A 23,392-nucleotide genomic window follows, 5' to 3' on the forward strand; every position below is an offset into this window, starting at 1 on the left:
CCACCCACCAACACCACAAATCCCCAGCACAACCCCACAAAATGCGGGCAGCGTCTAGTGGTACGCCGCGATGGGGCCGTGCGGCCCGTCGATCACCGTGATCTCGGTATTGAAGATATCGGTGAGCAGATCGTCGCGCATGATTTCGTCGGGTGTGCCGAACGCCGCGATCTGCCCGTCCTTGGCGGCGCAGATGTAGTCGGCGTAGCGCGCGGCGTAGTTGATGTCGTGCAGCACGATAATGATCGTTCGACCCAGGTCGTGGGCCGCGTCGTAGAGGTGGCGCATCATGTCCACAGAGTGGGCGATGTCGAGGTTGTTGAGGGGCTCGTCGAGAAGCACGTACTCGGTCTCTTGGCAGAGCACCATCGCTACGTAGGCGCGCTGGCGCTGCCCGCCGGACAGCTGGTCCAAGTAGCGGTTTTCCAGGGGTTTCAGGCCCAGGAAATCGACGTACTTGGAGATGATCCCCTCGTCCTCCTCATTCAGCCGCCCCTGCGTGTACGGAAACCGCCCGAACCCGACGAGCTGGCGCACCGTCAAGCGGGTGACAAAGTGGTTTTCTTGCCGCAGGATCGAGATGATCTTGGCCAGGTCCTTGGACTTCGTGGAGGTCACGTCCATCTGCGCGATTTCCACGGTGCCCGAGTCCACGGCGAGCAGGCGCCCAATCATGGTGAGCAGGGTCGACTTGCCCGCCCCGTTGGGCCCCACCAAGGCGGTGATCCCGCCGGCGGGAATTTGCAAGTTGACCGGCCCGATGGCGACGTCGTCGCCGTAGGCCTTGCGGACGTCGGTAAGCGTAATCACAAGCGGCCCTTTCTGAGGATGACGACGAGGAACGTGAGTCCTCCGACGAGCTCGATGATGATGGACACGGCACCCTGCGCGTAGAAGATGTGGTTCATCACGAAGTACGCGCCGGTCAAGATGGCAAACCCGAGGAGGAACGCCATCGGCAAGATATAGCGGTGATCGTAAGTGTCGGAGAACTGGTACGCAAGGGTGGCGACGAGGAACCCGAGGAAGGTCATCGGCCCCACGAGCGCGGTGGACACCGCCATGAGGATGGCGACGAGGACGAGCGTGAAAACCGCGTGCACGCGGTGGTTCACCCCCAGGTTGAGGGCGACGTCGCGTCCCAGCGCAAGCACGTTCAGCCGGCGCGAGTTCGCGTACATGAGGGCGGCCGCCACGATGACAAGGGGCACGGCAAGCGGGTAGTACTCGGGGTCGGCGTTGTTGACCGAGCCGAACATTCTCGCGGTGAGCACGTCGAACTCGCTCGGCGTGAGCATGCGCTGCATGAACGTCGACAGCGACCCCAGCCCGCCGCCGATGACCACGCCCACGAGCAGCATCGCGTGCATGTTCGTGTTCGAGTCCATGAGCAGCCAGGTGTACAGGATGAGCGACAGCCCCACCATGAGCAGCAGCTGCACCACAAACATGTCGAGGGTGCGCGCGTTATTGAGGCCCGCGGCGCCGAAAAAGTACACGGTCGCCGTGTGAATCGTCCGGTACAGCGCCTCGAAACCCATGATCGAGGGCGTAATGATGCGGTTGTTCGTCACCGTTTGGAACGCCACCGTCGCCACGGCCTGGCACAGCGCGACGATCGCCATCGTCACCACAGAGTTCATGCGCCGCTCGACGATGAGCCAGTAGCCGCGCGTGCCGTACTCGACGGGGTTTTCGTAGGCGATCAGCCCGATCACGAAGGCCACGGACAGCAGCGACAGGACCGCGAACAGGATCCAATAACGCCTTTTGCTTGTCGACGTCTGAAAGGCGCCAACATTCCTCACAGTGCTACCCACGACGTGTCTTCCTCACAATCAAAGCGACGAACACGACAGCACCCACGACCCCCAAGATGACGGAGACGGGCATCTCGAAGGGCGCGATGATCGTCCTTCCGAGCAGGTCACACACGGTCACGATGGCAATACCGAGCAGGCAGACGAAGGGCAAGTTGGACCGTAGGTCGTCGCCACGCGCCATGGACACGAGGTTGGGCACGATGAGCCCGAGGAACGGAAGGTTGCCCACCACGACCGTGACAACGCCGGTGGCCACGGCGACGAGCCCTGTGCCAACGAGGACCACCCGGTTGTAGTTGAGGCCCACGTTGGTGGCCACGTCCTCCCCCAGCCCCGCGACGGTGAGCTTATCTGCGTAGAAAAAGACCGCCACCACCACAAGAAGCACGATCCACAGAACCTCGTACTGCCCGGAGATCACGCTGGTAAACGAGCCCGCGAACCACACGCCGAGCGACTGCAGCAGCTCGGCCTGCAGCGCGAAGAACGTGGACACGGAGCTGACCACCGCCCCGAGCATGATGCCAACGATGGGGACGACGAGCGAGGAACGCAGCTTGACGCGCCGCAAGAACGCGAAAAACACCATGGTGCCCACAAAGGCGAAAATGACGGCCACGATCATGCGGGTGAGAATCGTCGCTTCGGGCATGAAGATCAGCGTGACCAAGAGTCCCAGTCCCGCCCATTCGGTGGTGCCCGTGGTCGTCGGCTCCACGAAGCGGTTCTGGGTAAGCATCTGCATGATCAGGCCGCTCATTGCCATCGCCGCGCCCGCCAGCACGAGCGCGACGGTGCGCGGCACGCGCGTGGCCTGAAACATGTCCCAGCCGTCGGCGTTGCGCCAAATGTCGTACTGGCCGACAAACAGCGAGGCCGCGAGCAGGGCGATAACAGCGGCAACACCCGCTAGAAGCTTCCAGCGGGTGTTGGTGGTGGTCGTTCGTGACATTACTGAGCGGATTCGAAGGCCTCTGCCAGCGCGTTCAGGATCTCGGTGTACGTGATGATCGACTCGTTGGTGTACGTGTCGTTCGGTGCCACGTAGATCTGGCCGTTCTGCACGGCGGGCACGTTCTGCAGCGGAGCGGCGTCCGCGAGGACCTGCTGCGCCGCCGGGGAGCCCTCGTCGCTGCGGGTGCCGGCGTCGCGGTCGAGGACGAGCAGCCAGTCGGGGTTGGACTGCGCGATGGTCTCCACGGAGATGTCGTCACCCTGGTGGTCATCGGTGGCGTTCTCAACCTCGAGGGCCGGCGTCAGGCCGAGCAGGTCGAAGATCGGGCCCCAGGTGCGTCCGACGGTGGGAGCGACGTAGCCGATCTCGCCGCCGGAGACGTTGAGTGCCATGACGGTCTGCTCCGGGTCGTAGGCGTCCTTGGCTCGGTCGACGGCGGCATTGAAGTCGTCGACAAGCTTCTGCGCTTCCTCCTGCTTGTCAAAGACCTCGCCGAGCGCCTGCACGTGGCGGATGAGCTCCTCTTCGAAGGGCTCGCCGTCGCGCGGCTCGAAGTCGAGCACCGCGGCATTCGGGACGAGGTTCTCAATCTCCTCGTCGTAGCGCTGGAAGCGCTGGCCGGAGACGACGACGTCCGGGTCGGCGGCCACGATGGCCTCCAGGTTCGGCTCGCGGTGGTTTCCGATGTCGACGATGTCCTCATCGTCGCCGATGCCCGGGATCGTGACCGGCACGATGGCGCGGGCAGCCGCGACGGGCTTAATGCCCCACTGGTCGAGGATCTCGAAGGAGCGGTTGTCCAAGGCGACGACACGCTCCGGCGGGCTCGGGACCTCCTTGGTGCCGTAGTTGTCCTCGACGGTGACAGTGCCCTGCGCGTCGCTGTTCGCAGCGGTCGCGGAGGTTTGCGCCTGCTCCTGCTGCTCGGGGGCGCCGTTATCTGCGCAGCCGGCGAGTCCAAGCGACGTCGAGACCGCGACTGCCAGCAACGCTACACGTGTGGGGAAACGAGACATTGATCGTGCTCCTCTTTTTCGTAAAGCTCGGTAGTAGCTACCTAGGAAAACCTACATTGCCGCCATAGCTAAGCCAATCCTTACCCCCGGCGGGTTCTGTATTTACAGTACACAAGCGTTTCCTAAATCAACGCACGGGGGTAAAAGCGGGGAGCACGTGGTGGGCGAATTCTTCGATTTGCTCCTCCGCATCGCGCTCGGAGGCGCGGAAATTCACCATCACGTGACTGATCCCGATCTCGCGCTGCGCCTCAAGCAGCCGCCGCAGGGCGGTGCGCCCCAGCCGGTAGCCAAACGTGTGGCCCTCCGCCGGGGCGTCGGGGTCCGGGTGGAGGTCCACCCACAACGACTCCGCAAAGGGCTTCCACTCCCCTCCCGCCTCAGTGACCGCCTCGTTCCAGTTGCGCACGTTCACCTTCTGCACCTCGAGGCCCTTGTGGTACATCAACCATCCGTGCGTGTTGGCCGCGCGCCACTGCATCGTCTGCTGCAGCGAGCCCGTGGCCAACAGCGGCACCTCGCGGGCCAGCGGCTTGGGCACGACATCCGCCCCGCCCATCTTTCCGCCCGCCCAGCGGATCGGGGTCCAGCTGGTCGTCAGCGCCTCGCGGTAGACGCGCAGGTGCTCCGCGAGCACGTCGCCGCGAGTCCCCCGGTCCTGCCCGAACGCCGGGAACTCCTCCGGGCGATCGCCCGTGGCGACACCCATGAGGAAGCGCCCTCCGGACAACCGATCGAGCGTCGCCGCCCGCTTCGCCAGAAGCAGCGGATGCTGGAAGGGGACGACGATCGCCGCCGTCCCCAGTGCGATCTCGCTCGTCTGCGCCGCCAGGTACGACAGGTACATCCACGGATCCCACACCTGGCCGACGTCGCCGAACGTTTCCACCCGCAGCGGGATGTCGCGCACCCACACCGCGGCGAACCCGGCCTCCTCCGCCGCGCGCACCAACCGCACCTGGTTGTCGAGGCCATCGAGCGGGTTTTCCTCCGCGCCGGCCTCAATGGGCAGCGTGAGCCCCACCGTCAGCTCGCCGCGACGGAAAGTGCGGGCAAACCCGGGCAGCTGCGTGTAGGAGCGTTCCGAGAGACGAAAGAGCGGGTTGGTCTCAGCCATAAGGCCAGGATACGAGACCGCGGCGACGTTCACGGCGGTGCGGGGGTGCGGTTGGAACCGACGCAGCACGGTGGCCGCGCCGGGGCTAGCTGTGCTTCCCCGCGGCGTTGTGAACACGCTCGTGGTCGTTGTCTAGCGGGGTGGCGCAGCCCGCGTTCGAGGAACGCAGCAAGCCCGCCCGATTCCGGGCATTTAGGATGGTGCGCTCCAGGTGAACTCGTTGAACTCCGCCAGCGTCCGCGCGTCGTCGTTTCGCACCGGCAACCCCCGATCCCTGCTGACATAGCGCGACCCGTCCGGGTAGCAGAAGTGGATGTCACCCTCGTCGCGCAGGATGGTGACGGCACCGTCGCTGACGAGGCTGTGGCACGCCGAGCACAGGGGCAGCAGGTTGTCGAGGTCGGTGGTTCCACCGTCGGCCCAGTCGTGGATGTGGTGCATCTCCATAAACCGCGTATGGGTACAGCCCGGCATGGCGCATTGGCTGCGCCACATGAGCATCAGCGCGTTGATCTGGGCGTTGGTGGCAAGGCGGAACGCGCGTCCAGTGTTGAGCACGAGTCCGGTGCCGTCGACCCGGTTGATCCGGTAGTGAGCGTTGGCGAGGAAACTCTTGACGGCGTCGGAGCCGGCACCGGGGTTCAGCGGCAGGTAGGCGCGCCCGTCGGTGGTCATCACGATGTTGACGTGGGCGCCCGGAGCACGCAGCGGGTTGTTGGGTTGCGACAAAGTGATGTTGATCATGCCCATAAACGCGCTCAGCAGGGCGTCGGCGGTGGGCTGGCCGTACATGGAGGGGGCGGCTGCCAAGCGTTGGGGGTCGAGGACGCCGTCGGCGCCTGTCAGTGTGGACCAGTCGACGCTGCGCCAAGCGAGTTCGCCGGTTTTCAGCGCGGCCATGAGGCGGGCAGCTTCTGCCGGGCTGAAGTTGGCCCACAGGCTGAGGCGCCCGTTGGGGCGTGGGGCGACGCGTACGTAGGAACGCGCCGCTGGCTGAGGGGCGCCGTTGCGGTGTGCGAGGAGGGCGAGTTGGAGGTCGCTATAGGTCAGGGTGCGGGCGAGATCAACGAGTTCGTGTTCGTTGCTGTCGTCGAGGTGTGTCAAGCCCCGAGTTTTGTAGAGGGTCCTATTGTTGTCGATTAGGCCGCTTGGGTGTTCGCGGCGGTGTATTCCTGATGGACCTGGCTCGGTGGGCGGTACCCCAGCGCCGAGTGCACACGGCGGTTGTTGTACCAGCCGACCCATGTCGACGTCGCGACGAGAACATCTCGCAGTGCCGGCCAGGTCCTACGGTCGATGAGTTCAGCTTTGAACACTGAGTTCAGCGCTTCTGCCATCGCGTTGTCGTAGGAGTCTCCCCGCGAGCCAACCGATGCGATAACCTGCGACTGGGCCAAGGTCTCTCCGTAGACGACCGACCTGTACTGCACGCCCCTGTCTGAGTGATGGATCAGACCGGAGACATCTTCACCGGCGCGCAGGCGCGCTGACAAGGCCATGTCAAGTGCGTCTTTAGCCAGCGATGTGCGCATGTGGTTGGTGATCTGCCAGCCAACAATCTCCCGGGTATACGCGTCGAGAACGAACGAGGCATACACCCACCCGACACGCGTGGGGATGTATGTGATATCCGCGACCCACAGCCGGTTCGGCGCATCGACACAAAAGTCGCGCTCGACCAAGTCGACTGGGCAGTTATCGGGGGCAGCGCTGCGGGTCGAGGGCTTTTTCTTCCGGCGCCGGATACCACGGATGCCTTCGAGTGCCATGAGGCGCTCAACGGTGCACCGGGCGACGTGACCGAAGTCACCTTGGCGATTGATCTCAGCCCATAGTTTGCGCGCTCCATAGCAGGAGTAGTTGTCGTCGTAGATGGCACGCAACGCTTTGCGTAGTTGTCGGTCGCGGATAGATCGAGATGATTCAGGCCGGGATTTGTAGGCGTAGTAGGTGCTCAGGGCGATTTTCGCGTCGGTTGCCGCCAAGGCGCGAATAATCGGCTCGACCCCGAACTCCTCCCGGTTGTCGTCGATGAACCGGACGACTACGTGTGTGGGCGCTCGCACTCCGCCGCGAAAAAAGCTGATGCTCTTTTCAAAATCTCGTTGGCGCGCTTCGCTTCAATCAGTTCAGCTCGCAGTCTGCGGTTCTCCGCTGCACAATCCACCGATTCAGCCGGGGTTGCCGCGCCGGATTGTTTATGAGCGCGGACCCAGCCGCGCAGAGTTTCCTTGCTCATTCCGAGCTCGACAGCGATGCGGGATATCGCACCACGAGACGTGTCAGGGTCAGCTTGCGCGTGCAGCACCAGTTCGATGGCGCGCTGCTTCAACTCAGGCGTGTACTTCGAGGGCATGTGTAGGGCTCCTTTTCCAAATTCCTACCCTCTATTAAACCCGGGGCGAACCAGTGAACGGTGAGCAGTCGGGCCTTGGAGTAGGTGATCTCGCCGTTGCGGAACGCGGCGGCCATGACTGGGAAACCGTGCATGGCGCGGGCGATCTTGACGTACTCGTGGGCGGTGGAGGTGGGGATATCGAGAGTGCGGATCAGCCATGTAGCAGTGGTGCGGGCGCCGAAGTGAGACGCGAGGTTGTTGGCGTCGAAAAGCGCGATGGCCCAGAGTGTGTGCGCTTTGCGGCGGGTCACCATGCCGAAGGCGTGTTCGATGGCTGCGGCGATGTCGGCAGGTGCACTTTCGCAGCTGATAGTGGTGGGTGGTGTGGTCATGAGCAAGGCCCCCGTCAGTGTCGATCGTGTGTGTGAATACGACTGTAGCAAGGCCACCGGACATGGGGCGTGGCCTGCTGTTATGCAGGGCGAAAGCCGAGTTATAAAACACACGTTTGAGACGGTCTCGGGGGGCAAAAAGTCCGCAATGCGGACCCGAGGGGAGGTGGCAAGCAGGCAATGCACCTGCGCAAAAAGTCCGCAATGCGGACCCCTCCCCCACTGCGACGCTCTGTGGCGCCGACTCGCATGCACAAACCCCCGGCCGTGATATGGCCGGGGGTTACCGCGGTGGAGATGCCGGGAATTGAACCCGGGTCCTCCGTCACCGCACCAGGGCTTCTCCGTGCGCAGTTTGCGCTACGCCTCTACTCGGCCCTCCGGATCAGGCAAACATGTCCGGATGACGGGCCCAGTTGGTGGAAAAAGTCCCTTCCGCGCCCCACCAACAAGGCCGGAAGGCAAGTCCCCTGAGTCGATGCCAGGTACCGGGACGGGGACAAGCCCGGCCTGACAGACACGCGGTCGCTACTTAGGCAGCGAGGGCGTAGTCACGCTGAGAGTTCTTCTCTGCGTTTATTGTTTGCTGCGACGCTTACGGTGGTCTCCAGCCTGCACCGGCACGCTTCCCCTGGTTTGATCAACGGAGTCGAAACCAAAATCATCCCCATTGCCTACGGCGGGATATGCAGTGACCGTAGGAGAAATTACTCTAGCCGGTTAGGGCGCAATGCGCAAGAACTCGACGGTCGCGTCCGCATCGACGGCCAGCCGGACGGCCCTGGCCACGGCGGTGGCGGGCATCTTCGGGCCGTTCTCGTCGGCGGCGAGCATGTCCGTATCGGTGCGGCCCGGGTGCACGGAGGTCACACGGATGCGCCCCCGCTCCTCTTCCCGCAGGGCATCGGTGAATCCGCGCAGCGCGAACTTGGAGGCGCAGTACGCTGTGGCGTTTTCGATGCCCGTGAAGCCGGCGCCCGAGTTAATCGTGATCAACAGGCCGTTCGAGCGGCGCAGCGCGGGCAGCAACGCCCGGGTGAGCTCGATGCCGGCGAAGACGTTGACCTCGAAAGTGTCGCGCCATTGGGCGTCGCTCAGCTCGGCGAAGCTCCCCTTCGGGAAAACGCCCGCGGCATGGACGAACACGTCGAGGGCGTCAATCTCGGCGGCCGCGTGGCGGATGGCGACCGGGTCGCGCAGGTCCACCTCGAAGGGCTCCGCGGAGGGCAGCTGCGCCACGATGCCGCTCGCGTCGCTGCTCGCCCCCGCCAGGATGTGGTGGTCGGAGGAGAGTTCCTCGGCGATCGCGCGGCCGATGCCTCGCGACGCCCCGGTGATGAGAGCCTTCTTCATGCTTTAATCCCCTTGAACTTGCGGCCGAGGTCACGGGCGATCTCCCGGTCCTCGGTGCGGCGTTTGATGGCCTGGCGCTTATCGTAGTCCTGCTTACCCTGGGCGAGCCCCAACTCCACCTTGACCTTTCCCTCCTTGAGGTACAGGGACAAGGGCACAAGCGTGCGGTTGCCGTCCTTGATCTTGCCCTCGAGCGAGTCGATCTCTCGGCGGTGCAACAACAGCTTGCGCGTGCGCCGAGGGCTGTGGTTCGTCCACGAGCCGCGCGAGTACTCCGGGATGTGGAGGTTGCGCAGCCACACCTCGCCTCTGTCCACTGTGGCGAAGGCTTCGACGAGGCTGGCACGCCCCTCTCGCAGCGACTTGATCTCGGTGCCCACGAGGGCGATGCCCGCCTCGTAGGTGTCCAGGATCGTGTAATCGTGGCGCGCCTTTCGGTTGGAGGCGATGACCGCGCCAGGCGTCTTCTTTTTCTTCTTCTTGGCCATAATTCGTGCCAGTCTACCTGCTTACTTGCGCACGTAACTGCGCAGCGCCACCTGCGCGGCTGCCCCACCGATGACCAACGCCGCCAGCGTCACCAGCGGCATGGTGATCCACACCGCAGAGTCGGGGGTCGGGGCGATTAGCTGCGCCGCGTAGAGGTCGGCGAGCATCGGGTCGACCACGAAGCGCTTGCCCGCCCACGCCAGGACCGTGCCGAGCACACCGCCGATGAGGACCGACAGGACAGCCTCGAGGACGAAGGGCGCCTGCGTGAACCAGCGCGACGCGCCGACCATGCGCATGATGCTGATCTGCTCGCGGCGGTTGAACGCCGCGAGCTGGACCATGTTGGCGATGAGCAAGATGGCGGCGAGAGCCTGCGCCGCGGCGACGAGGAAGGCGACGTTGCGGAACGTATCCATCGTGTTCGCCGCCTCCCGCACCGTGTCAGCCTGGTCGGTGACGGTGGTCACCTGAGGCAGGTCGCGGACCGCGTCGATGGGGGCCGGGTTCGAGGGGTCGACGAGGCGAACGTGCAGCGCCGCAGGCAGCGCCTCCGGGCTGGTCTCGCGCACAAGCTCGGGTTCGGTCTCCTGGAACAGCTCGACGAAGCGCTCGTAGGACTGCTCGCGCGAGCGGAAGGTCACCTGCTCGACGCGGTCGTCGGCTTGCAGCTGGTCACGAACCTCCTGGCACTCCGGGCTCGAGCAGTCCGCGTCGTTGACAGAGATCGACTCATCGAGCTCAACCATCACCTCGACGCGGTCGAGGTACAGGTCCTTCGTGTCGGCGGTGGCCTGGGAGATCATGATGCCGGCACCCACGAGGGTGAGCGACAGCGCGGTCGTGATCACCAGGGCGATCGTCATCGTGATGTTGCGGCCTAGGCCGCGCACGCCCTCGCGGACAATAAATCCCCAGTTCATCAGCGGCCCTCCGTTCCGTACACGCCGTGCGCGTCGTCGCGCACCAGCTTGCCCAGGTTCAGTTCCATGACGCGCTTGCGCATGTCATCGACGGCGCGCGCGTTGTGGGTGGACATCACCACCGTCGAGCCCAGGCGGTTAATGCGGGCCAGAAGTGCCATGATCTCGTCTGCGGTGGCGGGGTCCAGGTTGCCCGTGGGCTCGTCGGCAAGCACGAGCGGAGGCCTATCGACGAAAGCGCGGGCGATCGCCACACGCTGCTGCTCGCCGCCGGAGAGCTCGCTGGGCATGCGCGAAGCCTTGGCGTCAAGGCCGACCAGCTCCAGCGCCTCGGGCACGAGTTTGGCGATCTTGGCCTTCGATTTGCCCGTCACCTCCAGCGCGAAGGCCACGTTGTCGTACACGCTGAGCTTGGGCAACAGGCGGAAGTCCTGGAACACGTAGCCGATGGACTGTCGCAGCCTGTTGATCTCGCGGCCCTTGAGCTCGTTGACGTGGAAGTCGTTGAAGTAGATGTCGCCGCTGGTGAGGTTCTCCTCGCGGATCATCAGCTGCAGGAAGGTGGACTTTCCCGAGCCGGACGGGCCGATGAGGAAGACGAACTCGCCGTCCCCGATCTCGAAGGAGACGTTGTCCAGCGCCGGCCGCGTTGAGGTCGGGTAGATCTTGGTAACGTCCGAAAACCTAATCACCCGTTTCACCCTACCTGTTACGGGTGGGCCAGTAGTTAATTGAAAAACGCCCCGCCCCTCCGGCGCTGCGGAGGATGCGGGGAGGGCCGCGGGGAGGGCGCGGGGCGCGTGGCTCTAGTCGGCGACGTAGAGGTACTGCTTATTCACGAACTCGTCGAGCGCGAACACCGACAGCTCGCGGCCGAAGCCGGAGCGCTTCACGCCACCGAAGGGCAGGGCCGGGGAGAAGGCCTGGCCGACGTTGACGTGGATCATGCCGGTCTCGATCTGGTTCGCCACCTTGACCGCGCGGTCGGTGTCGTCGGAGAAGACCGCGCCGCCGAGGCCGTACTGGGAGTCGTTCGCCAGCGCGACGGCCTCCTCCTCGGACGCGACCTTGTAGATCTCGGCGACCGGGCCGAAGAACTCCTCGTAGTAGGACTCGCTGCCCACCGGAACGTCGGTGAGGACCGCCGGGGAGAAGTACGCCGTGGTCTCGTCGATCTCGCCGCCGGTGCGCAGGTTCGCACCCGCTGCGACGGCGCGCTGCACCTGCTCGTGGAGGCCCTCCGCCGCGTGGCGCGAAGACATCGGGAAGTACTCGCCCGCGCCCGGGGCGCTCGGGTCGCCCTTGGAGTAGCCCTCGGCGATGGCCACCATCTCGTCGACGAACTGGTCGTAGATGTCCTCGAGCACGATGATGCGCTTGTTGGAGGTGCAGGCCTGGCCGGCGTTGGAGATGCGCTTGTCCCACGCCTCCTGGGCCGCGGCTTTGACGTCTGCGGCGTCGAGGATGACGTAGGGGTCGGTCCCGCCCAGCTCGAGGACGACCTTCTTCAGGTTCCGACCCGCGATCTCCGCGATCTTCGCGCCGGCGCGCTCGGAACCGGTGAGCGAGACGCCCTGGACGCTCGGGTGCGCGATGATCGTCTCGATTTGGTCGTGCGTGGCGTAGACGTTGATGTACACGCCGTCCGGCAGGCCGGCGTCCTTGAGCAGCTGCTCAAAGGCAGCGGCGGACTTCGGGGTGATGTCTGCGTGCTTGAGGATGATGCAGTTGCCGTTCATGAGGTTCGGGCCCGCGAAGCGCGCGATCTGGTAGACGGGGAAGTTCCACGGCATGATGCCCAGCAGCGTGCCCAGCGGCAGGCGGCGGACGACGGCCGAGCCGCCGGGGACGTCGATCTTCTTGTCGGCGGAGTGCTCGGCGGCGTGGTCCGCGTAGTACTGCAGGATGTCGCCGGAGAACTCCATCTCCCACGCACCCTCCGGAACGGGCTTGCCCATCTCCTTGGCCGCGATCTCCGCCAGCTCGTTCGCGCGCTCCTTGAGCAGCTGCCCCGCCTTGCTGACGATCTGCGCGCGCTCCTCGTAGGAGGTCTGGCGCCACGTTTCGAACGCCTTCTCGGAGCGGCTCAAGATGTCCTGGATCTGCTCGTCGGTTGCGGTCTCGAACGTCTCCAGGACCTCGTTGTTCACGGGGTTTTGGACGCGATACTTGTGGGCCATCATGGTCCTTTCGGTAGGGAAATAACGCCGTGTTTGTGGACTGTATCTCACACCAAAGGCAAATGTGACCCGTCGCTCATTTTCATGCGTTTATCGTTTCCGATTAAGACCGGACGCGGACGTTAATCCTCGTTCTGCTCCGCCATACGCCAGCGGATGCCGGACTCCAAAAAGCCGTCGATGTCGCCGTCGAGCACCTTCTGCGGGTCCCCCACCTCGTAGTTCGTCCGCAGGTCCTTGACCATTTGGTACGGGTGCAAAACGTAGGAGCGCATCTGGTTACCCCACGAGGCGTTGCCGCCCGCGCCCAGGGCGTCGAGCTCGGCCTTTTCCTCCTGCCGCTTGCGCTCGAGAAGCTTCGACTGCAGCACGTTCAGCGCCGAGGCCTTGTTCTGGATCTGCGACTTCTCGTTCTGGCACGTGACTACGATGCCGGTGGGCAGGTGCGTGATGCGCACCGCCGAGTCTGTGGTGTTCACCGACTGCCCGCCGGGGCCGGAGGAGCGATACACGTCGACGCGGATGTCCGAGTCGGCAATGTCAATGTGGTCCGTCTGCTCCACCACCGGCAGCACCTCCACCTCGGCGAAGGACGTTTGGCGGCGGCCCTGGTTGTCGAAGGGCGAGATGCGCACGAGGCGGTGGGCCCCCTGCTCCACCGACAGCTGCCCGTACATGTAGTCGCCGTGGACGACGAAGGTCGCCGACTTGATCCCGGCCTCCTCCGCGTAGGAGATGTCGTAGACGTCCACCTTGTGGTCGTTCTTCTCCGCCCAGCGCACGTACATGCGCATGAGCATCTCCGCCCAGTCGGCCGCGTCGACGCCGCCAGCGCCGGAGCGGATGTTGACCACGGCCTCCCGCTCGTCGTAGTCGCCAGAAAGCATGGTCTGCACCTCGAGGGAGGACACTGCTTCTTCCAGGGCGGCCAGTTCGTCGTCGGCAAGCGATGCCTCGCCCTCTTCTTCGGCGAGCTCGTACATCACGGGCAGGTCGTCGAGCCGGGAGCGCAGGGAGGTGACCTTGCGCAGTCGGGCCTGCACGTTGGACAGCTCCGTCGTCACCTTCTGGGCGTGATCCGGGTCGTCCCACAGCGAAGGGTCGCCCGCCTGCTGCTCCAGCTCGCGCGCCCGCGCCTCGAGGGCGTCGAGATCCATGACCTTTTCAATCGTCGTCAGCGTCGAATCTAGGTCCTGTATGCGCGAAGAAGTCTCAGGATGCATAAGGCCCCACTGTAGCCCAGCGCCCATAATGGGGATCATGGCAACCACCCAAGAATTCATCACCGCCCACTCCTGCGCCACCGACGCCGAGCTCGCCGCCGCTCTTGTCACGCACGCGGGCTCACTCGCCCTGCGCATGCGCGCCGAGGGCCTGGAGACCGACTACAAAACCTCCATCTCCGACGTGGTCAGCGACGCCGACCGGGCGGCCGAAGCCTTCGTCGCCGAGGCGCTGGAGGCCCTGCGCCCGGACGACGGCATCCTCGGCGAAGAAGGCGCAGCTACCCCCTCCGCGAGCGGCCGCGTGTGGGTGATCGACCCCGTCGACGGCACCTTCAACTTCCTCCAGGGCTCCGACTACTTCTGCTCCGCCGTCGCTGTGACGCACGGCGAGGACATCCTCGTCGGGGCGGTCCACCGCCCCGCCACCGAGACGACCTGGGTCGCCGCCGAGGGCACCGCCACCCGAAACGGCGCTCCCCTCGCCCCGCTTGTCGACGCCCCCCTGTCCGACAAGGGCCTGGCCACATACCTGCACCCGAGCTCGATGCGTGACGACGCCGTGCGCGAGGCGTGGCTGCGCGCCGCCCGCGACGCGGCGACGGTGCGCATGCTCGGAGCCGGCTCCGTCGACCTGGCCAACATCGCCTCCGGCCAGCTCGGCGCGTGGCTGCAGCACAGCGTGGCGGACTGGGACTGGCTGCCCGGCAAGGCCCTGGTCGAGGCCGTGGGCGGCGCCGCGATCACGGTCGAGGCGGGCGGGGTGACCTGGTGCGTCGCCGGCAACCGGCAGATCGTCGCCGACATTGCGGCTCGGCTCGAAGGCTAGGCGCGGCGGGTAGGCTCGGAGGGCATGTCGAACACCCCGAGTTACGCAGACGATCTGGCCCTCGCGCTCGAGCTGGCCGACACCGCCGACGCCATCACCCTGGACCGCTTCGAGTCCGCGGACCTACACGTCGAGTCGAAGCCGGACATGACGCCGGTCTCGGACGCCGACCTCGCCGTTGAGGAAGCGTTGCGGGCCCGGCTCGAGGAGTCGCGCCCTGCCGACGCCGTCCTCGGCGAGGAGTTCGGCGGCGCGGCCGCGCTCGAGGGCCGCCAATGGGTCATCGACCCCATCGACGGCACGAAGAACTTTGTGCGCGGCGTCCCCGTCTACGCCACCCTGATCGCCTTGCTTGTCGACGCCACCCCGGTCGTCGGGGTCGTCTCCGCGCCCGCGTTGGCCCGCCGCTGGTACGCCTCCGCCGGCGCCGGGGCGTGGCGCACCTTCAACGGCGGGGCTCTCACGCAGCTGTCCGTCTCGGGCGTCACGGAGCTGTCCGACGCGTCCCTGTCCATGTCCTCCCTCGAAGGCTGGACGGCCCGCGGCTTGCGGGACTCGTTCCTTGGCCTGACCGAGACAACGTGGCGCTTGCGCGGCTACGGGGATTTCCTCTCCTACTGCTTCGTCGCCGAGGGCTCCGTAGACATCGCCGCCGAGCCGGAGGTCTCCCTGTGGGACCTCGCCCCCCTGTCCCTGCTGGTGACGGAGGCGGGCGGGCGCTTTACCTCCCTCGCCGGGGTCGACGGGCCCCACGGCGGCGACGCCGTGGCCACCAACGGCCACCTCCACGCGGCGACGCTCGAGGCGCTTTCTACTCCGGGAGCGTAAACCCCCGGCCCGGCGCGTCGCGGCCCTCGATGTCGCTCATGACGGCATCCATGCGGGTGCTCACCGTCGGCGCGTGCAGCGCGCCCTGCAGCGGGGTGTGGCACGCCAGGTTCACCTCCGGCGGGAAAAACCCGCCGGTGACAAGGCCGACTAGGCGGTCGCCCGCCACAAGCGGGGCGCCGGAGTCGCCGTACATCGCGCACACCTGGCTGATGTTGTTCCGGTCCCACTCGTGAAAGGTCATGCCGCAGGTGTGGCCGGAGGCAACGCCCTTCTTGCACACGACGGTGCCCGGGCGCTGCGGTGCCCCGCCGACGGTGTTGATGGTCACGCCGTTGTACGTGCGGCTCACCTCGCTGTTCGAGCCGAGCTCGATGACGGAGTAGTCCAGCTCCGGGTTGGTGGCCACCACCGTTCCGGAGTCCCCAACCTGCGGGGAGTCCGCCGAGGCGACAGGCGTGCCAGGCGCGCCGCAGTGGCCGGCCGTGATGGCGACCTTGCGCCCAGACTCGTCGTAACCAGCCACGGCCACCGTGCACATGCTGTCACCGACGTAGACCGGCGTGCCCGGCCCGTAGAGCGAGACGCCCCGCTCGCGTGCAGCGTCCGACTCCGCCGGAATCGCAGGCGCGTCGTGGAAGGACCCGGGGACGCGGTGCAGGACCTTCTCCGCGAAAGGCTTGCCCGCCAGCACCCGCGCCGGAAGGCCCGTGCGCCAGACGTAGTTGGGGTCGACGGCGCGGGCGGCTGTCTCTACGGGGGCCTCCACAGGGGGCCCCGCTGGGGTTTCCACAGGGGGTTGAGCGGCGCCGGCGAAGGGGGCAGGGGCAGGCGCGGGCACGGGCAGCTCTGGCAGCTGGGGCGGTGCAGGCGCGTGAACGTCGGGAAGCTCAGACAGCTGGACGGAGGGCAGCACGGGCAGCACGGGCGCGTTAGGCAGCTTGGGCGGCTCGGGCACCTCGATAGCGCCCGCGATTGCGTCGACGAGCTGCGCCGCCTCCGCCACGTGCGGCAGTTGCGGCACCTGTCTCTCCTGCGCGTGCGCGGCGGGAACCCCCGCCACGCCGGTCGTGCCAATAGTGACTGCAGCGGCGAGCGCCAGCGTGCGGCTGCGCCCGCGGAAACGGTGGCCCATGAATTCCGCTTTCCTCGAGTGACTTCCCGCGATTTCTCACGTATGAACATTCTTCACTTTGCCAAACCCGAGCCACTTTGTCCCCTCGCTCCTCCCCCGGCTCCCCCCGTGCGGAAATCCTGTTAGGTTTTCTTGTGTGCGAGCGTCCCAGAAGAAACCGCCCCGTCTCATCGTCCCCGACGTTGCGCGAGGTTGCGCGCTCCTCGGCATCGCCGTCGCCAACGTGAGCCAGACGTGGATCATCAACGACTACGCCCAGCCCGACGCGCTCGGCAGCACCCTCGGCGGCGTGCGCCCCGATAGCGTGACGGACAAGGTGTTCGCCGTGCTCGCCGCGCTGTTCGTCCACGTCCGCGGCCTGCCGATGTTCTCCACACTGCTCGGCTTCGGCATCGGCCTCATCGCCGCCAGCCTGTACCGGAAGAATTACCCGCCGAACGCCGCGCGCACGGTCCTCGTGCGGCGCTACCTGTGGCTCGCCGCCTTCGGCCTCATCCACATGTTCGCGCTGTTCTGGGGCGACATCATGACCGCCTACGGCGTCATCGGGGTGATCGTCGCGCTGATGCTCACGCTGTCGACGCAAGCGCTGCGCATCGTCGCGTACGCCTTGCTTGCCCTCTCGATCGCGTCGACGAGCGCGATCGGCCGGCTTGACTCCGGCGGCGCCGCACTAGGAGGCATCATGCAGACCGCCCACCTCGGCTCCCTCGCGGAGTACGTGCGCGACAACGCCATGTTCAGCCTGTTCATTGCCGCCGGCACTCCGTTCAGCTCGTTCATGCTCGGCGGGCTAGTCATCCTCGGCTTCGTGTGGGCCCGGGAGGGCTACCTTGTGGACGTCGACAAGCATCGTCGTACCCTCGTGACCTGGACCCTTGTCGCTGCGGCCGTGATCCTCGTGGTGGGCCTGCCCCTCGGCCTCTCGGCCATCGGCGTGATCGACCCGAGCTACGAGGCGGCACTGTACTACATCAATAGCGGGTTCGGCCTACTCACCGGGCCCGGCATCCTTGCCGCGATTGCGCTGGCGCTGAATTCGGTGCAGCAAGGGATGTACCGCCGCTTCGAGGAGACCGGGGAGGCCTCCGCGCCGGCGTGGACCTACCCGTTCGTCGCGCTGGGCAAGCGCTCCATGTCCGGCTACATCGCGCAGTCCGTGCTGTTCATCGCCCTGGCCATGCCGTTTAGCCTGGGGCTGGGCGTCGAGTCCTCCGTCACCGGCAAGACGGCGGTCGGAGCCCTCGTGTGGCTGATCACGCTGCTTCTCGCATGCGCGCTGGAGGCGGCGAACCTGCCGGGCCCCTTCGAAAAGGTGCACCGCAGGCTCGCCTACGGCCGCGCCGAACGCATCGAGCCCTATCAATCTCCCCAAAGCGGCCCAGAGCAGCTACCCTGACAGGAGACCGAACACGGGCGCCCCACAGCGAGGGGCTGAGACCGCGCTACTGCTCGCGCGGGCACCGTCTGAACCTGTCTGGTTAGCACCAGCGAAGGAAGTTGAAGGAGTGTCATGGCAGACATCTATGCGTCCGAAATCCACCCGAAGCACCGCTACGCCCCCCTGGTGAAGGACGGGCTCGAGGTCCCCGAGACGGCGATTGACCTCGACGACTCCCCGACCGGCCCGAACGCCCCGTTCAGCATCTACCGCACGCGCGGGCCGTGGGCCGAGCCCGAGGACGGCCTGCCGGGACTGCGCACCGAATGGATTACCGGACGCGGTGACGTCGAGGAGTACGAGGGCCGCGCACGCAATTTGCTTGACGACGGCACGCGGGCCGCCAAGCGCGGCGCAGCCAGCGAAGAGTGGCGCGGCGCCACGCGCGCCCCGTTGCGCGCGACGGAGGGCAAACGCGTCACCCAGATGCACTACGCCCGCCGCGGCGAGATCACCCGCGAGATGGAGTTCGTCGCCCTGCGCGAGCACTGCGACGTGGAAAAGGTGCGCGAGGCGGTGGCGACCGGCCGGGCCATCATCCCGAACAACGTCAACCACCCCGAGAGCGAGCCGATGATCATCGGCAACCAGTTTCTGACCAAAATCAACGCCAACATCGGCAACTCCGCGGTGACCAGCTCGATCCGCGAGGAAGTGGACAAGCTGCGCTGGGCAACCCGCTGGGGTGCCGACACCGTCATGGACCTGTCCACCGGCAACGACATCCACACCACCCGCGAATGGATTGTGCGCAACTCGCCTGTGCCCATCGGCACCGTGCCGATCTACCAGGCCCTCGAGAAGGTGGGCGGCGTCGCCGAAGAGCTGACGTGGGAGATCTTCCGCGACACCGTCATTGAGCAGGCCGAGCAGGGCGTCGACTACATGACGGTCCACGCCGGCGTGCGCCTGCCCTTTGTGCCGCTGACCACCAAGCGCGTCACCGGCATCGTCTCGCGCGGCGGCTCCATCATGGCCGGCTGGTGCCTCGCCCACCACAAGGAGTCCTTCCTCTACGAGAACTTCGACGAGCTCTGCGAGATCTTCGCCGCTTACGACGTCGCCTTCTCGCTTGGCGACGGCCTGCGCCCCGGCTCCATCGCCGACGCCAACGACACCGCCCAGTTCGCGGAGCTGAAGACCATCGGCGAGCTGTGCAAGCGAGCCTGGGACTACGACGTCCAGGTTATGATCGAGGGGCCGGGCCACGTGCCGCTGAACAAGATCCAGATCAACAACGAGAAGGAAGAAGAGTGGTGCGGCGGCGCCCCCTTCTACACGCTCGGCCCGCTGGTGACCGACATCGCCCCCGGCTACGACCACATCACCTCCGCCATCGGCGCCGCCAACATCGCCGCCGGCGGCACCGCGATGCTGTGCTACGTCACCCCGAAGGAGCACCTCGGCCTGCCCAACAAGGACGACGTGAAGACGGGCGTGATCACGTACAAGCTCGCCGCGCACGCCGCGGACGTGGCCAAGGGCCACCCCAACGCGCACGCGTGGGACGACGCGATGAGCAAGGCCCGCTTCGAGTTCCGCTGGCACGACCAGTTCGCCCTGTCCCTCGACCCGGACACCGCGCAGGCCTACCACGACGAGACGATGCCCGCCGAGCCGGCGAAGACGGCGCACTTCTGCTCCATGTGCGGCCCGAAATTCTGCTCCATGCGCATCAGCCAGGACATCCGCGACGAGTTCGGCGACAAGATCGACGAGGCGCTCGCCGACGAGCAGGCCACCCTCATCGCCGACCTGGGCATGCCCACCCTGAGCCCGCGGATGGACCGGAAGGATGGCGAGGAGGAGATGGCCGCGCAGTTCCGCGACCACGGCTCGCAGGTCTACCTCGCCGAAGGCAAAAACGCGTAGGCGCTCGTACACTTGCCGTCATGGCTAAGGACACACACCCGGAAAACACCGCCGGCGGGCCGAGCGTCAAGGACGGCGAACTCTACGAGAAGCTGCGCGACGAGGGAAACTCGAAGTCGAAATCGGCGGCGATTGCCAACAAGGCCGCCGCCACCTCGCGCTCGGCGGTGGGGGAAAAGGGCGGCGAGTCCGGTTCCTACGAGGACTGGACGCGCGAGGAGCTCTACGAACGCGCCCAGGAGCTCGAGATCGAGGGGCGCTCCTCCATGACGAAAGACGAGCTGATCAAGGCGCTGCGCGATGGTCAATAGCGGCCTGGACCTGCGCTGCTACTTTGTCACCGGCGCAGGCCCCGACGTCGTGGCCCGGGCGCGCGCGGCGGCGCTCGGCGGCGCGGGCCTGATCCAGGTCCGCAGCAAACCGATCTCGGCGCGCGAGCTCTACCACCTCGGCCGCGAGGTGGCCACCGCCGTGCGCGAGGTCAGCCCCACCGCGCGCGTGCTTATCGACGACCGCGTCGACGTCGCCCTCGCCCTGCGCGAGTACGGGGTGGCCGGCGTCCACCTCGGCCACGACGACCTCGACGTGCGCGTCGCCCGCGACCTGCTCGGGCCCGAGGCAATCATCGGCCTGACCACCGGCACCGTGGAGCTGGTGCGCGCGGCCAACGAGCTCGCCGGCTACGTCGACTACATCGGCGCGGGGCCGTTTCGGGACACCCCGACGAAGGACTCGGGGCGCGCCCCCATCGGTCTGGAAGGCTACCCCGCCCTCGTGCGCGAGGCGACGATGCCGGTCGTCGCCATCGGCGACGTCACCGCCGAGGATGCCGCCGATCTGGCCGCCACGGGGGTGGCCGGGCTCGCGATCGTGCGCGGCATCATGAACGCCCCTGACCCGCGGTCATACGTTCGCCGCGTCGTTGACGAGTTCGAGCGGGGGCGACGGGTGTTAAATAGAACACATGAATAGCAGACGAGTCTATGCCAGCGTCCTCGCTTTTTTGATGACCGCAGGATGGGCGGCGAACCACTTCGCCTCCGTGATTGTGCTCCTGCGCGAGGAGCTCGACCTCTCAGCGCTGCTGGTCAACGGCGCGTACGGCATCTACGCGCTGGGTCTGCTGCCCTGTCTGCTCCTCGGCGGCGCGGCCGCCGACCGCTTCGGCGGGCGCCCCGTGGTGATGACGGGTAGCACCATTGCACTCGCGGGCAACCTTTCGCTCATGCTCTTCCACGGCCCCGTCGGCTTGCTCGGCGGCCGCCTGATCGTCGGGCTCGGCGTGGGCCTCGTGGTCAGCCCGGGCACGGCGTGGGCGGCGCGCCTGCGCGGCGCGAGCGGGGCCACGGTGGCCGGTATCGCCCTGACGTCCGGCTTCGCCATCGGCCCCGTCGTCTCGGGCGCGGTGGCAACGTTGGATGCCCCCATCTGGCTGCCCTTTGCCCTCAGTATCGCCGCCTCGGCCGCGGCGATCGCGTTCTCCGCGACGACGGGGGATGTCCCCAACGCCGTGACGGGCCCCCAGGAGGGCACCCCCGCCCCCCTCGAACCCGGCGCGTCGGCGGGCAAGGCGCTCGCCACCGCGGTCCCCGTGGCGATGTGGGTCTTCGCGGCCATCATCTCCTCCGTCATCGTGCTTGCCTCCCGCGTCGCCGAGTACTTCTCCACCGGCGTGTTCCTTCCCGGCGTCGCCGCGGTGTTCGGCTTCGGCACGGGCATGCTCGTCCAGGCGCTCGGGCGTTCCTTTTCCTGGGGCCCGTTCTCGGGCGTGGCGGGAATCGTCCTCGCCATGAGCGGCTTCCTCCTCGTGGCCACCGGCGGCACGGACCCGTCGCTGCCACGCTTCTTCGTTGCCACGATCCTGCTCGGCGCGGCCTACGGCCTGTGCCTTCGCGACGGGCTTCTCGACGTCAACGCCTACGCCCCTCCCGCCTACCGCGGACGCGTCCTCGGCGCCTATTACGCCGCCACCTACATCGGCTTCGGCCTACCGCCGCTGCTCGAGGTGCTCGAGCCCCACACCGGCCCGTCCCTGCCCTTCTACGTGCTCGCCGGCGGGGCGGCCGCGGCGGCGGTCCTGCGCACGTGGCAGATCCGCTCGGGGTATCTAGCACGGGCGTAGAATGGCAGCGATGTTGTCGTATTCTGCTTCCCCCCGGGTCACCTCATGACGGGCCAGCTCGACGTCGCCGTCGTCGGTGCGGGCATCATCGGCCTCGCCACCGCCCTGACTCTCGCCGACCGCGGCCACAGGGTCACCGTCTACGACCCCGCTCCGCTCTCCGGCGCCTCGCACCACGCTGGCGGGATGCTCGCCCCCGCGGCCGAGGTGGTGTACAAGCAGGAGCCGCTGTTTCCCCTCATGCGCCGCGCCGCTGAGTGGTATCCGGAGCTCATCGATCTGACGGGCACGTACTCCTCCGCTCACACGGGCTACCGCATCGAAGGAACCCTCGTCGTCGGCCGCGACCGCGCCGATCGCGAGCACCTCGAGAACCTGCGCGCCTACCAGTCCGCGCACGGCATGAGCGTCGAGCCGCTCACCATGCGCCGCGCCCGCTCGCTCGAGCCCGCCCTCTCCCCCGCCCTGGCCGGCGCCGTGCGCCTGCCCGGCGACAGGCAGGTCCAGCCCCGGCAGTTCACCCAGGCGCTCTACGCCGCGTGCGCCGCGGCCGGGGTCCGCTTGGTCGACGAGGCCGTGGCCGACGTGCGCGACCTGCCCGCCGACCAGGTGGTCATCTGCGCAGGCCTCGGCGCGCGCGACATCACGGGCTGGTACGAGGGCGAGCGCACCCCGCTTAAGCTGCGCCCCGTGTACGGCGATGTGCTGCAGTTGCGCGTCCCCGCCCACCAGTTCCCGCTGCTGAACCACGTCGTGCGCGGCTTCGTCGAGTCGCGCCCCGTCTACCTCATTCCGCGCGGCGACGGCACCCTCACCATCGGCGCCACGTCCCGCGAGGACGAGCGCCCCCAACCCCAGGCGGGCGGGGTGCACCAGCTGCTTCGCGACGCCATCGAGATCCTCCCGGCCATCGAGGACTGCGACTTCATCGAAGCGACGACCGGGGCACGCCCCGGAACGCCGGACGACCTGCCGTACCTCGGGCGCGTCAACGACAGGGTGGTCGTCTCCACCGGGTACTTCCGCCACGGGATCCTGCTCGCCTCGGTGGCGGCCAGGTGCGGTGCGGAGCTCGTCGAGAAGCGAGCTCCCTCCCTAGACTTGAGTGCGTGTACCGTCATGCGTCACGCGTGAGAACTTTGGAGGTTTGTGTGAAGATCACGTTCAACGATTCCCCCCGCGACACGTCCGCGCAGACTGTCGAAGAGCTGGTCGCCGAGGCCCTCGGCTCCGTGCCCGAGGCCGGCACCGCCGTCGCCGTCGACGGGGACGTCGTCCCCCGCTCGGCGTGGGCGCAGACCCCTCTTACCGAGGGCGCGCGCGTGGACCTGCTCACCGCCGTCCAGGGAGGTTAAC

General features: G+C 66.8%; 25 protein-coding genes, 1 other RNA gene, 1 riboswitch and 1 other annotated feature. Of the genes, 9 read left to right on the top strand and 17 right to left on the bottom strand.

The genetic code is table 11. The features are described from left to right. Positions 1 to 54: 54 nt before the first annotated feature. The 16 genes from BLT81_RS07250 to prfB all read right to left on the bottom strand — a co-directional run bounded on the left by BLT81_RS07250 (position 55) and on the right by prfB (position 13,809). Positions 55 to 810 carry an iron ABC transporter ATP-binding protein gene (locus BLT81_RS07250; RefSeq protein ID WP_019194502.1) on the bottom strand — a complete coding sequence of 252 codons (756 nt, stop codon included), beginning with the start codon at positions 808 to 810 and terminating at the stop codon, positions 55 to 57. Further along, entirely contained in the window at positions 807 to 1,820 is a 1,014-nt protein-coding gene (locus BLT81_RS07255; protein WP_019194501.1) for an iron chelate uptake ABC transporter family permease subunit, read from the bottom strand. Before BLT81_RS07255 ends, BLT81_RS07250 begins: the two co-directional genes overlap by 4 nt. Next, positions 1,813 to 2,775 (bottom strand): ABC transporter permease, encoded by a 963-nt coding sequence (locus BLT81_RS07260; RefSeq protein ID WP_019194500.1) that lies wholly within the window; start codon positions 2,773 to 2,775, stop codon positions 1,813 to 1,815. Before BLT81_RS07260 ends, BLT81_RS07255 begins: the two co-directional genes overlap by 8 nt. Next, positions 2,775 to 3,794 carry a siderophore ABC transporter substrate-binding protein gene (locus BLT81_RS07265; RefSeq protein WP_019194499.1) on the bottom strand — a complete coding sequence of 340 codons (1,020 nt, stop codon included), beginning with the start codon at positions 3,792 to 3,794 and terminating at the stop codon, positions 2,775 to 2,777. Before BLT81_RS07265 ends, BLT81_RS07260 begins: the two co-directional genes overlap by 1 nt. Positions 3,795 to 3,921: 127 nt before the next feature. Then, positions 3,922 to 4,911 (bottom strand): LLM class oxidoreductase, encoded by a 990-nt coding sequence (locus BLT81_RS07270; protein WP_019194498.1) that lies wholly within the window; start codon positions 4,909 to 4,911, stop codon positions 3,922 to 3,924. Positions 4,912 to 5,103: 192 nt separating this feature from the next. After that, positions 5,104 to 6,015, bottom strand: a complete 912-nt coding sequence (locus BLT81_RS07275) for an HNH endonuclease signature motif containing protein (protein WP_019194497.1) — start codon at positions 6,013 to 6,015, stop codon at positions 5,104 to 5,106. 35 nt (positions 6,016 to 6,050) lie between these two features. Next, the gene (locus tag BLT81_RS07280; RefSeq protein ID WP_019194496.1) at positions 6,051 to 6,977 is read right to left on the bottom strand and encodes an IS3 family transposase; all 927 of its coding nucleotides are present in this window, start codon (positions 6,975 to 6,977) and stop codon (positions 6,051 to 6,053) included. Continuing rightward, positions 6,867 to 6,995 (bottom strand) — a sequence feature (AL1L pseudoknot). (Overlaps the previous gene by 111 nt.) Further along, entirely contained in the window at positions 6,956 to 7,267 is a 312-nt protein-coding gene (locus tag BLT81_RS07285; RefSeq protein WP_081582955.1) for a transposase, read from the bottom strand. Its footprint overlaps the feature before it by 40 nt. Before BLT81_RS07285 ends, BLT81_RS07280 begins: the two co-directional genes overlap by 22 nt. Then, entirely contained in the window at positions 7,240 to 7,641 is a 402-nt protein-coding gene (locus BLT81_RS07290; protein WP_019194495.1) for a DUF222 domain-containing protein, read from the bottom strand. Before BLT81_RS07290 ends, BLT81_RS07285 begins: the two co-directional genes overlap by 28 nt. Before the next feature lie 289 nt (positions 7,642 to 7,930). Next, positions 7,931 to 8,310, bottom strand: a transfer-messenger RNA (tmRNA) gene (gene ssrA / locus BLT81_RS07295). A 51-nt stretch (positions 8,311 to 8,361) separates the two neighbouring features. Beyond that, a complete protein-coding gene (locus tag BLT81_RS07300) occupies positions 8,362 to 8,994 on the bottom strand; it encodes an SDR family oxidoreductase (RefSeq protein ID WP_019194494.1) in 633 nt (210 codons plus the stop codon). Then, positions 8,991 to 9,482: an SsrA-binding protein SmpB gene (gene smpB / locus BLT81_RS07305; protein WP_019194493.1), complete on the bottom strand. Its 492-nt coding sequence runs from the start codon at positions 9,480 to 9,482 to the stop codon at positions 8,991 to 8,993. Before smpB ends, BLT81_RS07300 begins: the two co-directional genes overlap by 4 nt. Positions 9,483 to 9,503: 21 nt before the next feature. Further along, positions 9,504 to 10,406 carry a permease-like cell division protein FtsX gene (gene ftsX, locus BLT81_RS07310; RefSeq protein ID WP_019194492.1) on the bottom strand — a complete coding sequence of 301 codons (903 nt, stop codon included), beginning with the start codon at positions 10,404 to 10,406 and terminating at the stop codon, positions 9,504 to 9,506. Next, positions 10,406 to 11,098 carry a cell division ATP-binding protein FtsE gene (gene ftsE / locus BLT81_RS07315; RefSeq protein ID WP_019194491.1) on the bottom strand — a complete coding sequence of 231 codons (693 nt, stop codon included), beginning with the start codon at positions 11,096 to 11,098 and terminating at the stop codon, positions 10,406 to 10,408. Before ftsE ends, ftsX begins: the two co-directional genes overlap by 1 nt. A gap of 114 nt (positions 11,099 to 11,212) precedes the next feature. Beyond that, positions 11,213 to 12,586, bottom strand: coding sequence for an NAD-dependent succinate-semialdehyde dehydrogenase (locus tag BLT81_RS07320; protein ID WP_019194490.1), 1,374 nt, complete (start codon positions 12,584 to 12,586; stop codon positions 11,213 to 11,215). 122 nt (positions 12,587 to 12,708) lie between these two features. Next, positions 12,709 to 13,809 (bottom strand): peptide chain release factor 2, encoded by a 1,101-nt coding sequence (gene prfB / locus BLT81_RS07325; protein ID WP_040421539.1) that lies wholly within the window; start codon positions 13,807 to 13,809, stop codon positions 12,709 to 12,711. A 28-nt stretch (positions 13,810 to 13,837) separates the two neighbouring features. Between prfB and BLT81_RS07330 the strand changes: the two genes are divergently transcribed. Both BLT81_RS07330 and hisN read left to right on the top strand, forming a co-directional pair. Beyond that, on the top strand, positions 13,838 to 14,638 hold the full coding sequence (locus BLT81_RS07330) for an inositol monophosphatase family protein (protein ID WP_019194488.1): 801 nt from the start codon (positions 13,838 to 13,840) through the stop codon (positions 14,636 to 14,638). Positions 14,639 to 14,662: 24 nt separating this feature from the next. Next, positions 14,663 to 15,466 carry a histidinol-phosphatase gene (gene hisN, locus BLT81_RS07335; protein WP_019194487.1) on the top strand — a complete coding sequence of 268 codons (804 nt, stop codon included), beginning with the start codon at positions 14,663 to 14,665 and terminating at the stop codon, positions 15,464 to 15,466. Here hisN and BLT81_RS07340 read toward each other — a convergent pair. Next, positions 15,450 to 16,601 (bottom strand): S1 family peptidase, encoded by a 1,152-nt coding sequence (locus BLT81_RS07340; RefSeq protein ID WP_019194486.1) that lies wholly within the window; start codon positions 16,599 to 16,601, stop codon positions 15,450 to 15,452. The genes hisN and BLT81_RS07340 overlap by 17 nt on opposite strands. A 136-nt stretch (positions 16,602 to 16,737) precedes the next feature. Here BLT81_RS07340 and BLT81_RS07345 point away from each other — a divergent pair, with 136 nt between their 5' ends. From BLT81_RS07345 to thiS, 7 genes are all read left to right on the top strand, one after another. Then, positions 16,738 to 18,000 carry a DUF418 domain-containing protein gene (locus BLT81_RS07345; RefSeq protein WP_019194485.1) on the top strand — a complete coding sequence of 421 codons (1,263 nt, stop codon included), beginning with the start codon at positions 16,738 to 16,740 and terminating at the stop codon, positions 17,998 to 18,000. A 3-nt stretch (positions 18,001 to 18,003) separates the two neighbouring features. Next, positions 18,004 to 18,117, top strand: a riboswitch (TPP riboswitch). Beyond that, positions 18,115 to 19,914, top strand: a complete 1,800-nt coding sequence (gene thiC, locus BLT81_RS07350) for a phosphomethylpyrimidine synthase ThiC (protein ID WP_019194484.1) — start codon at positions 18,115 to 18,117, stop codon at positions 19,912 to 19,914. Its footprint overlaps the riboswitch before it by 3 nt. A 20-nt stretch (positions 19,915 to 19,934) precedes the next feature. Then, positions 19,935 to 20,225, top strand: a complete 291-nt coding sequence (locus BLT81_RS07355) for a DUF7218 family protein (RefSeq protein ID WP_019194483.1) — start codon at positions 19,935 to 19,937, stop codon at positions 20,223 to 20,225. Next, on the top strand, positions 20,215 to 20,886 hold the full coding sequence (locus BLT81_RS07360) for a thiamine phosphate synthase (protein WP_019194482.1): 672 nt from the start codon (positions 20,215 to 20,217) through the stop codon (positions 20,884 to 20,886). The genes BLT81_RS07355 and BLT81_RS07360 overlap by 11 nt, the downstream gene beginning before the upstream one ends. Then, positions 20,879 to 22,036 carry an MFS transporter gene (locus BLT81_RS07365; protein ID WP_040421435.1) on the top strand — a complete coding sequence of 386 codons (1,158 nt, stop codon included), beginning with the start codon at positions 20,879 to 20,881 and terminating at the stop codon, positions 22,034 to 22,036. Before BLT81_RS07360 ends, BLT81_RS07365 begins: the two co-directional genes overlap by 8 nt. 45 nt (positions 22,037 to 22,081) lie before the next feature. After that, a complete protein-coding gene (gene thiO / locus BLT81_RS07370) occupies positions 22,082 to 23,170 on the top strand; it encodes a glycine oxidase ThiO (RefSeq protein ID WP_019194480.1) in 1,089 nt (362 codons plus the stop codon). A 17-nt stretch (positions 23,171 to 23,187) separates the two neighbouring features. Then, positions 23,188 to 23,391, top strand: a complete 204-nt coding sequence (gene thiS, locus BLT81_RS07375; RefSeq protein WP_019194479.1) for a sulfur carrier protein ThiS — start codon at positions 23,188 to 23,190, stop codon at positions 23,389 to 23,391. Position 23,392 lies beyond the last annotated feature (1 nt).

It is taken from the genome of Corynebacterium timonense, from assembly GCF_900105305.1.
GTDB classification, from domain to species: Bacteria; Actinomycetota; Actinomycetes; order Mycobacteriales; family Mycobacteriaceae; genus Corynebacterium; species Corynebacterium timonense.

Bases quoted from the DNA above. Each gene is read 5' to 3' on its own strand.
- BLT81_RS07260 (WP_019194500.1), bottom strand. From the start codon at position 2,775: ATGTCACGAACGACCACCACCAACACCCGCTGGAAGCTTCTAGCGGGT.
- BLT81_RS07265 (WP_019194499.1), bottom strand. From the start codon at position 3,794: ATGTCTCGTTTCCCCACACGTGTAGCGTTGCTGGCAGTCGCGGTCTCG.
- BLT81_RS07270 (WP_019194498.1), bottom strand. From the start codon at position 4,911: ATGGCTGAGACCAACCCGCTCTTTCGTCTCTCGGAACGCTCCTACACG.
- BLT81_RS07285 (WP_081582955.1), bottom strand. From the start codon at position 7,267: ATGCCCTCGAAGTACACGCCTGAGTTGAAGCAGCGCGCCATCGAACTG.
- BLT81_RS07290 (WP_019194495.1), bottom strand. From the start codon at position 7,641: ATGACCACACCACCCACCACTATCAGCTGCGAAAGTGCACCTGCCGAC.
- BLT81_RS07300 (WP_019194494.1), bottom strand. From the start codon at position 8,994: ATGAAGAAGGCTCTCATCACCGGGGCGTCGCGAGGCATCGGCCGCGCG.
- smpB (WP_019194493.1), bottom strand. From the start codon at position 9,482: ATGGCCAAGAAGAAGAAAAAGAAGACGCCTGGCGCGGTCATCGCCTCC.
- ftsX (WP_019194492.1), bottom strand. From the start codon at position 10,406: ATGAACTGGGGATTTATTGTCCGCGAGGGCGTGCGCGGCCTAGGCCGC.
- BLT81_RS07320 (WP_019194490.1), bottom strand. From the start codon at position 12,586: ATGGCCCACAAGTATCGCGTCCAAAACCCCGTGAACAACGAGGTCCTG.
- prfB (WP_040421539.1), bottom strand. From the start codon at position 13,809: ATGCATCCTGAGACTTCTTCGCGCATACAGGACCTAGATTCGACGCTG.
- BLT81_RS07330 (WP_019194488.1), top strand. From the start codon at position 13,838: ATGGGGATCATGGCAACCACCCAAGAATTCATCACCGCCCACTCCTGC.
- hisN (WP_019194487.1), top strand. From the start codon at position 14,663: ATGTCGAACACCCCGAGTTACGCAGACGATCTGGCCCTCGCGCTCGAG.
- BLT81_RS07340 (WP_019194486.1), bottom strand. From the start codon at position 16,601: ATGGGCCACCGTTTCCGCGGGCGCAGCCGCACGCTGGCGCTCGCCGCT.
- thiC (WP_019194484.1), top strand. From the start codon at position 18,115: ATGGCAGACATCTATGCGTCCGAAATCCACCCGAAGCACCGCTACGCC.
- BLT81_RS07355 (WP_019194483.1), top strand. From the start codon at position 19,935: ATGGCTAAGGACACACACCCGGAAAACACCGCCGGCGGGCCGAGCGTC.
- BLT81_RS07360 (WP_019194482.1), top strand. From the start codon at position 20,215: ATGGTCAATAGCGGCCTGGACCTGCGCTGCTACTTTGTCACCGGCGCA.
- BLT81_RS07365 (WP_040421435.1), top strand. From the start codon at position 20,879: ATGAATAGCAGACGAGTCTATGCCAGCGTCCTCGCTTTTTTGATGACC.
- thiO (WP_019194480.1), top strand. From the start codon at position 22,082: ATGACGGGCCAGCTCGACGTCGCCGTCGTCGGTGCGGGCATCATCGGC.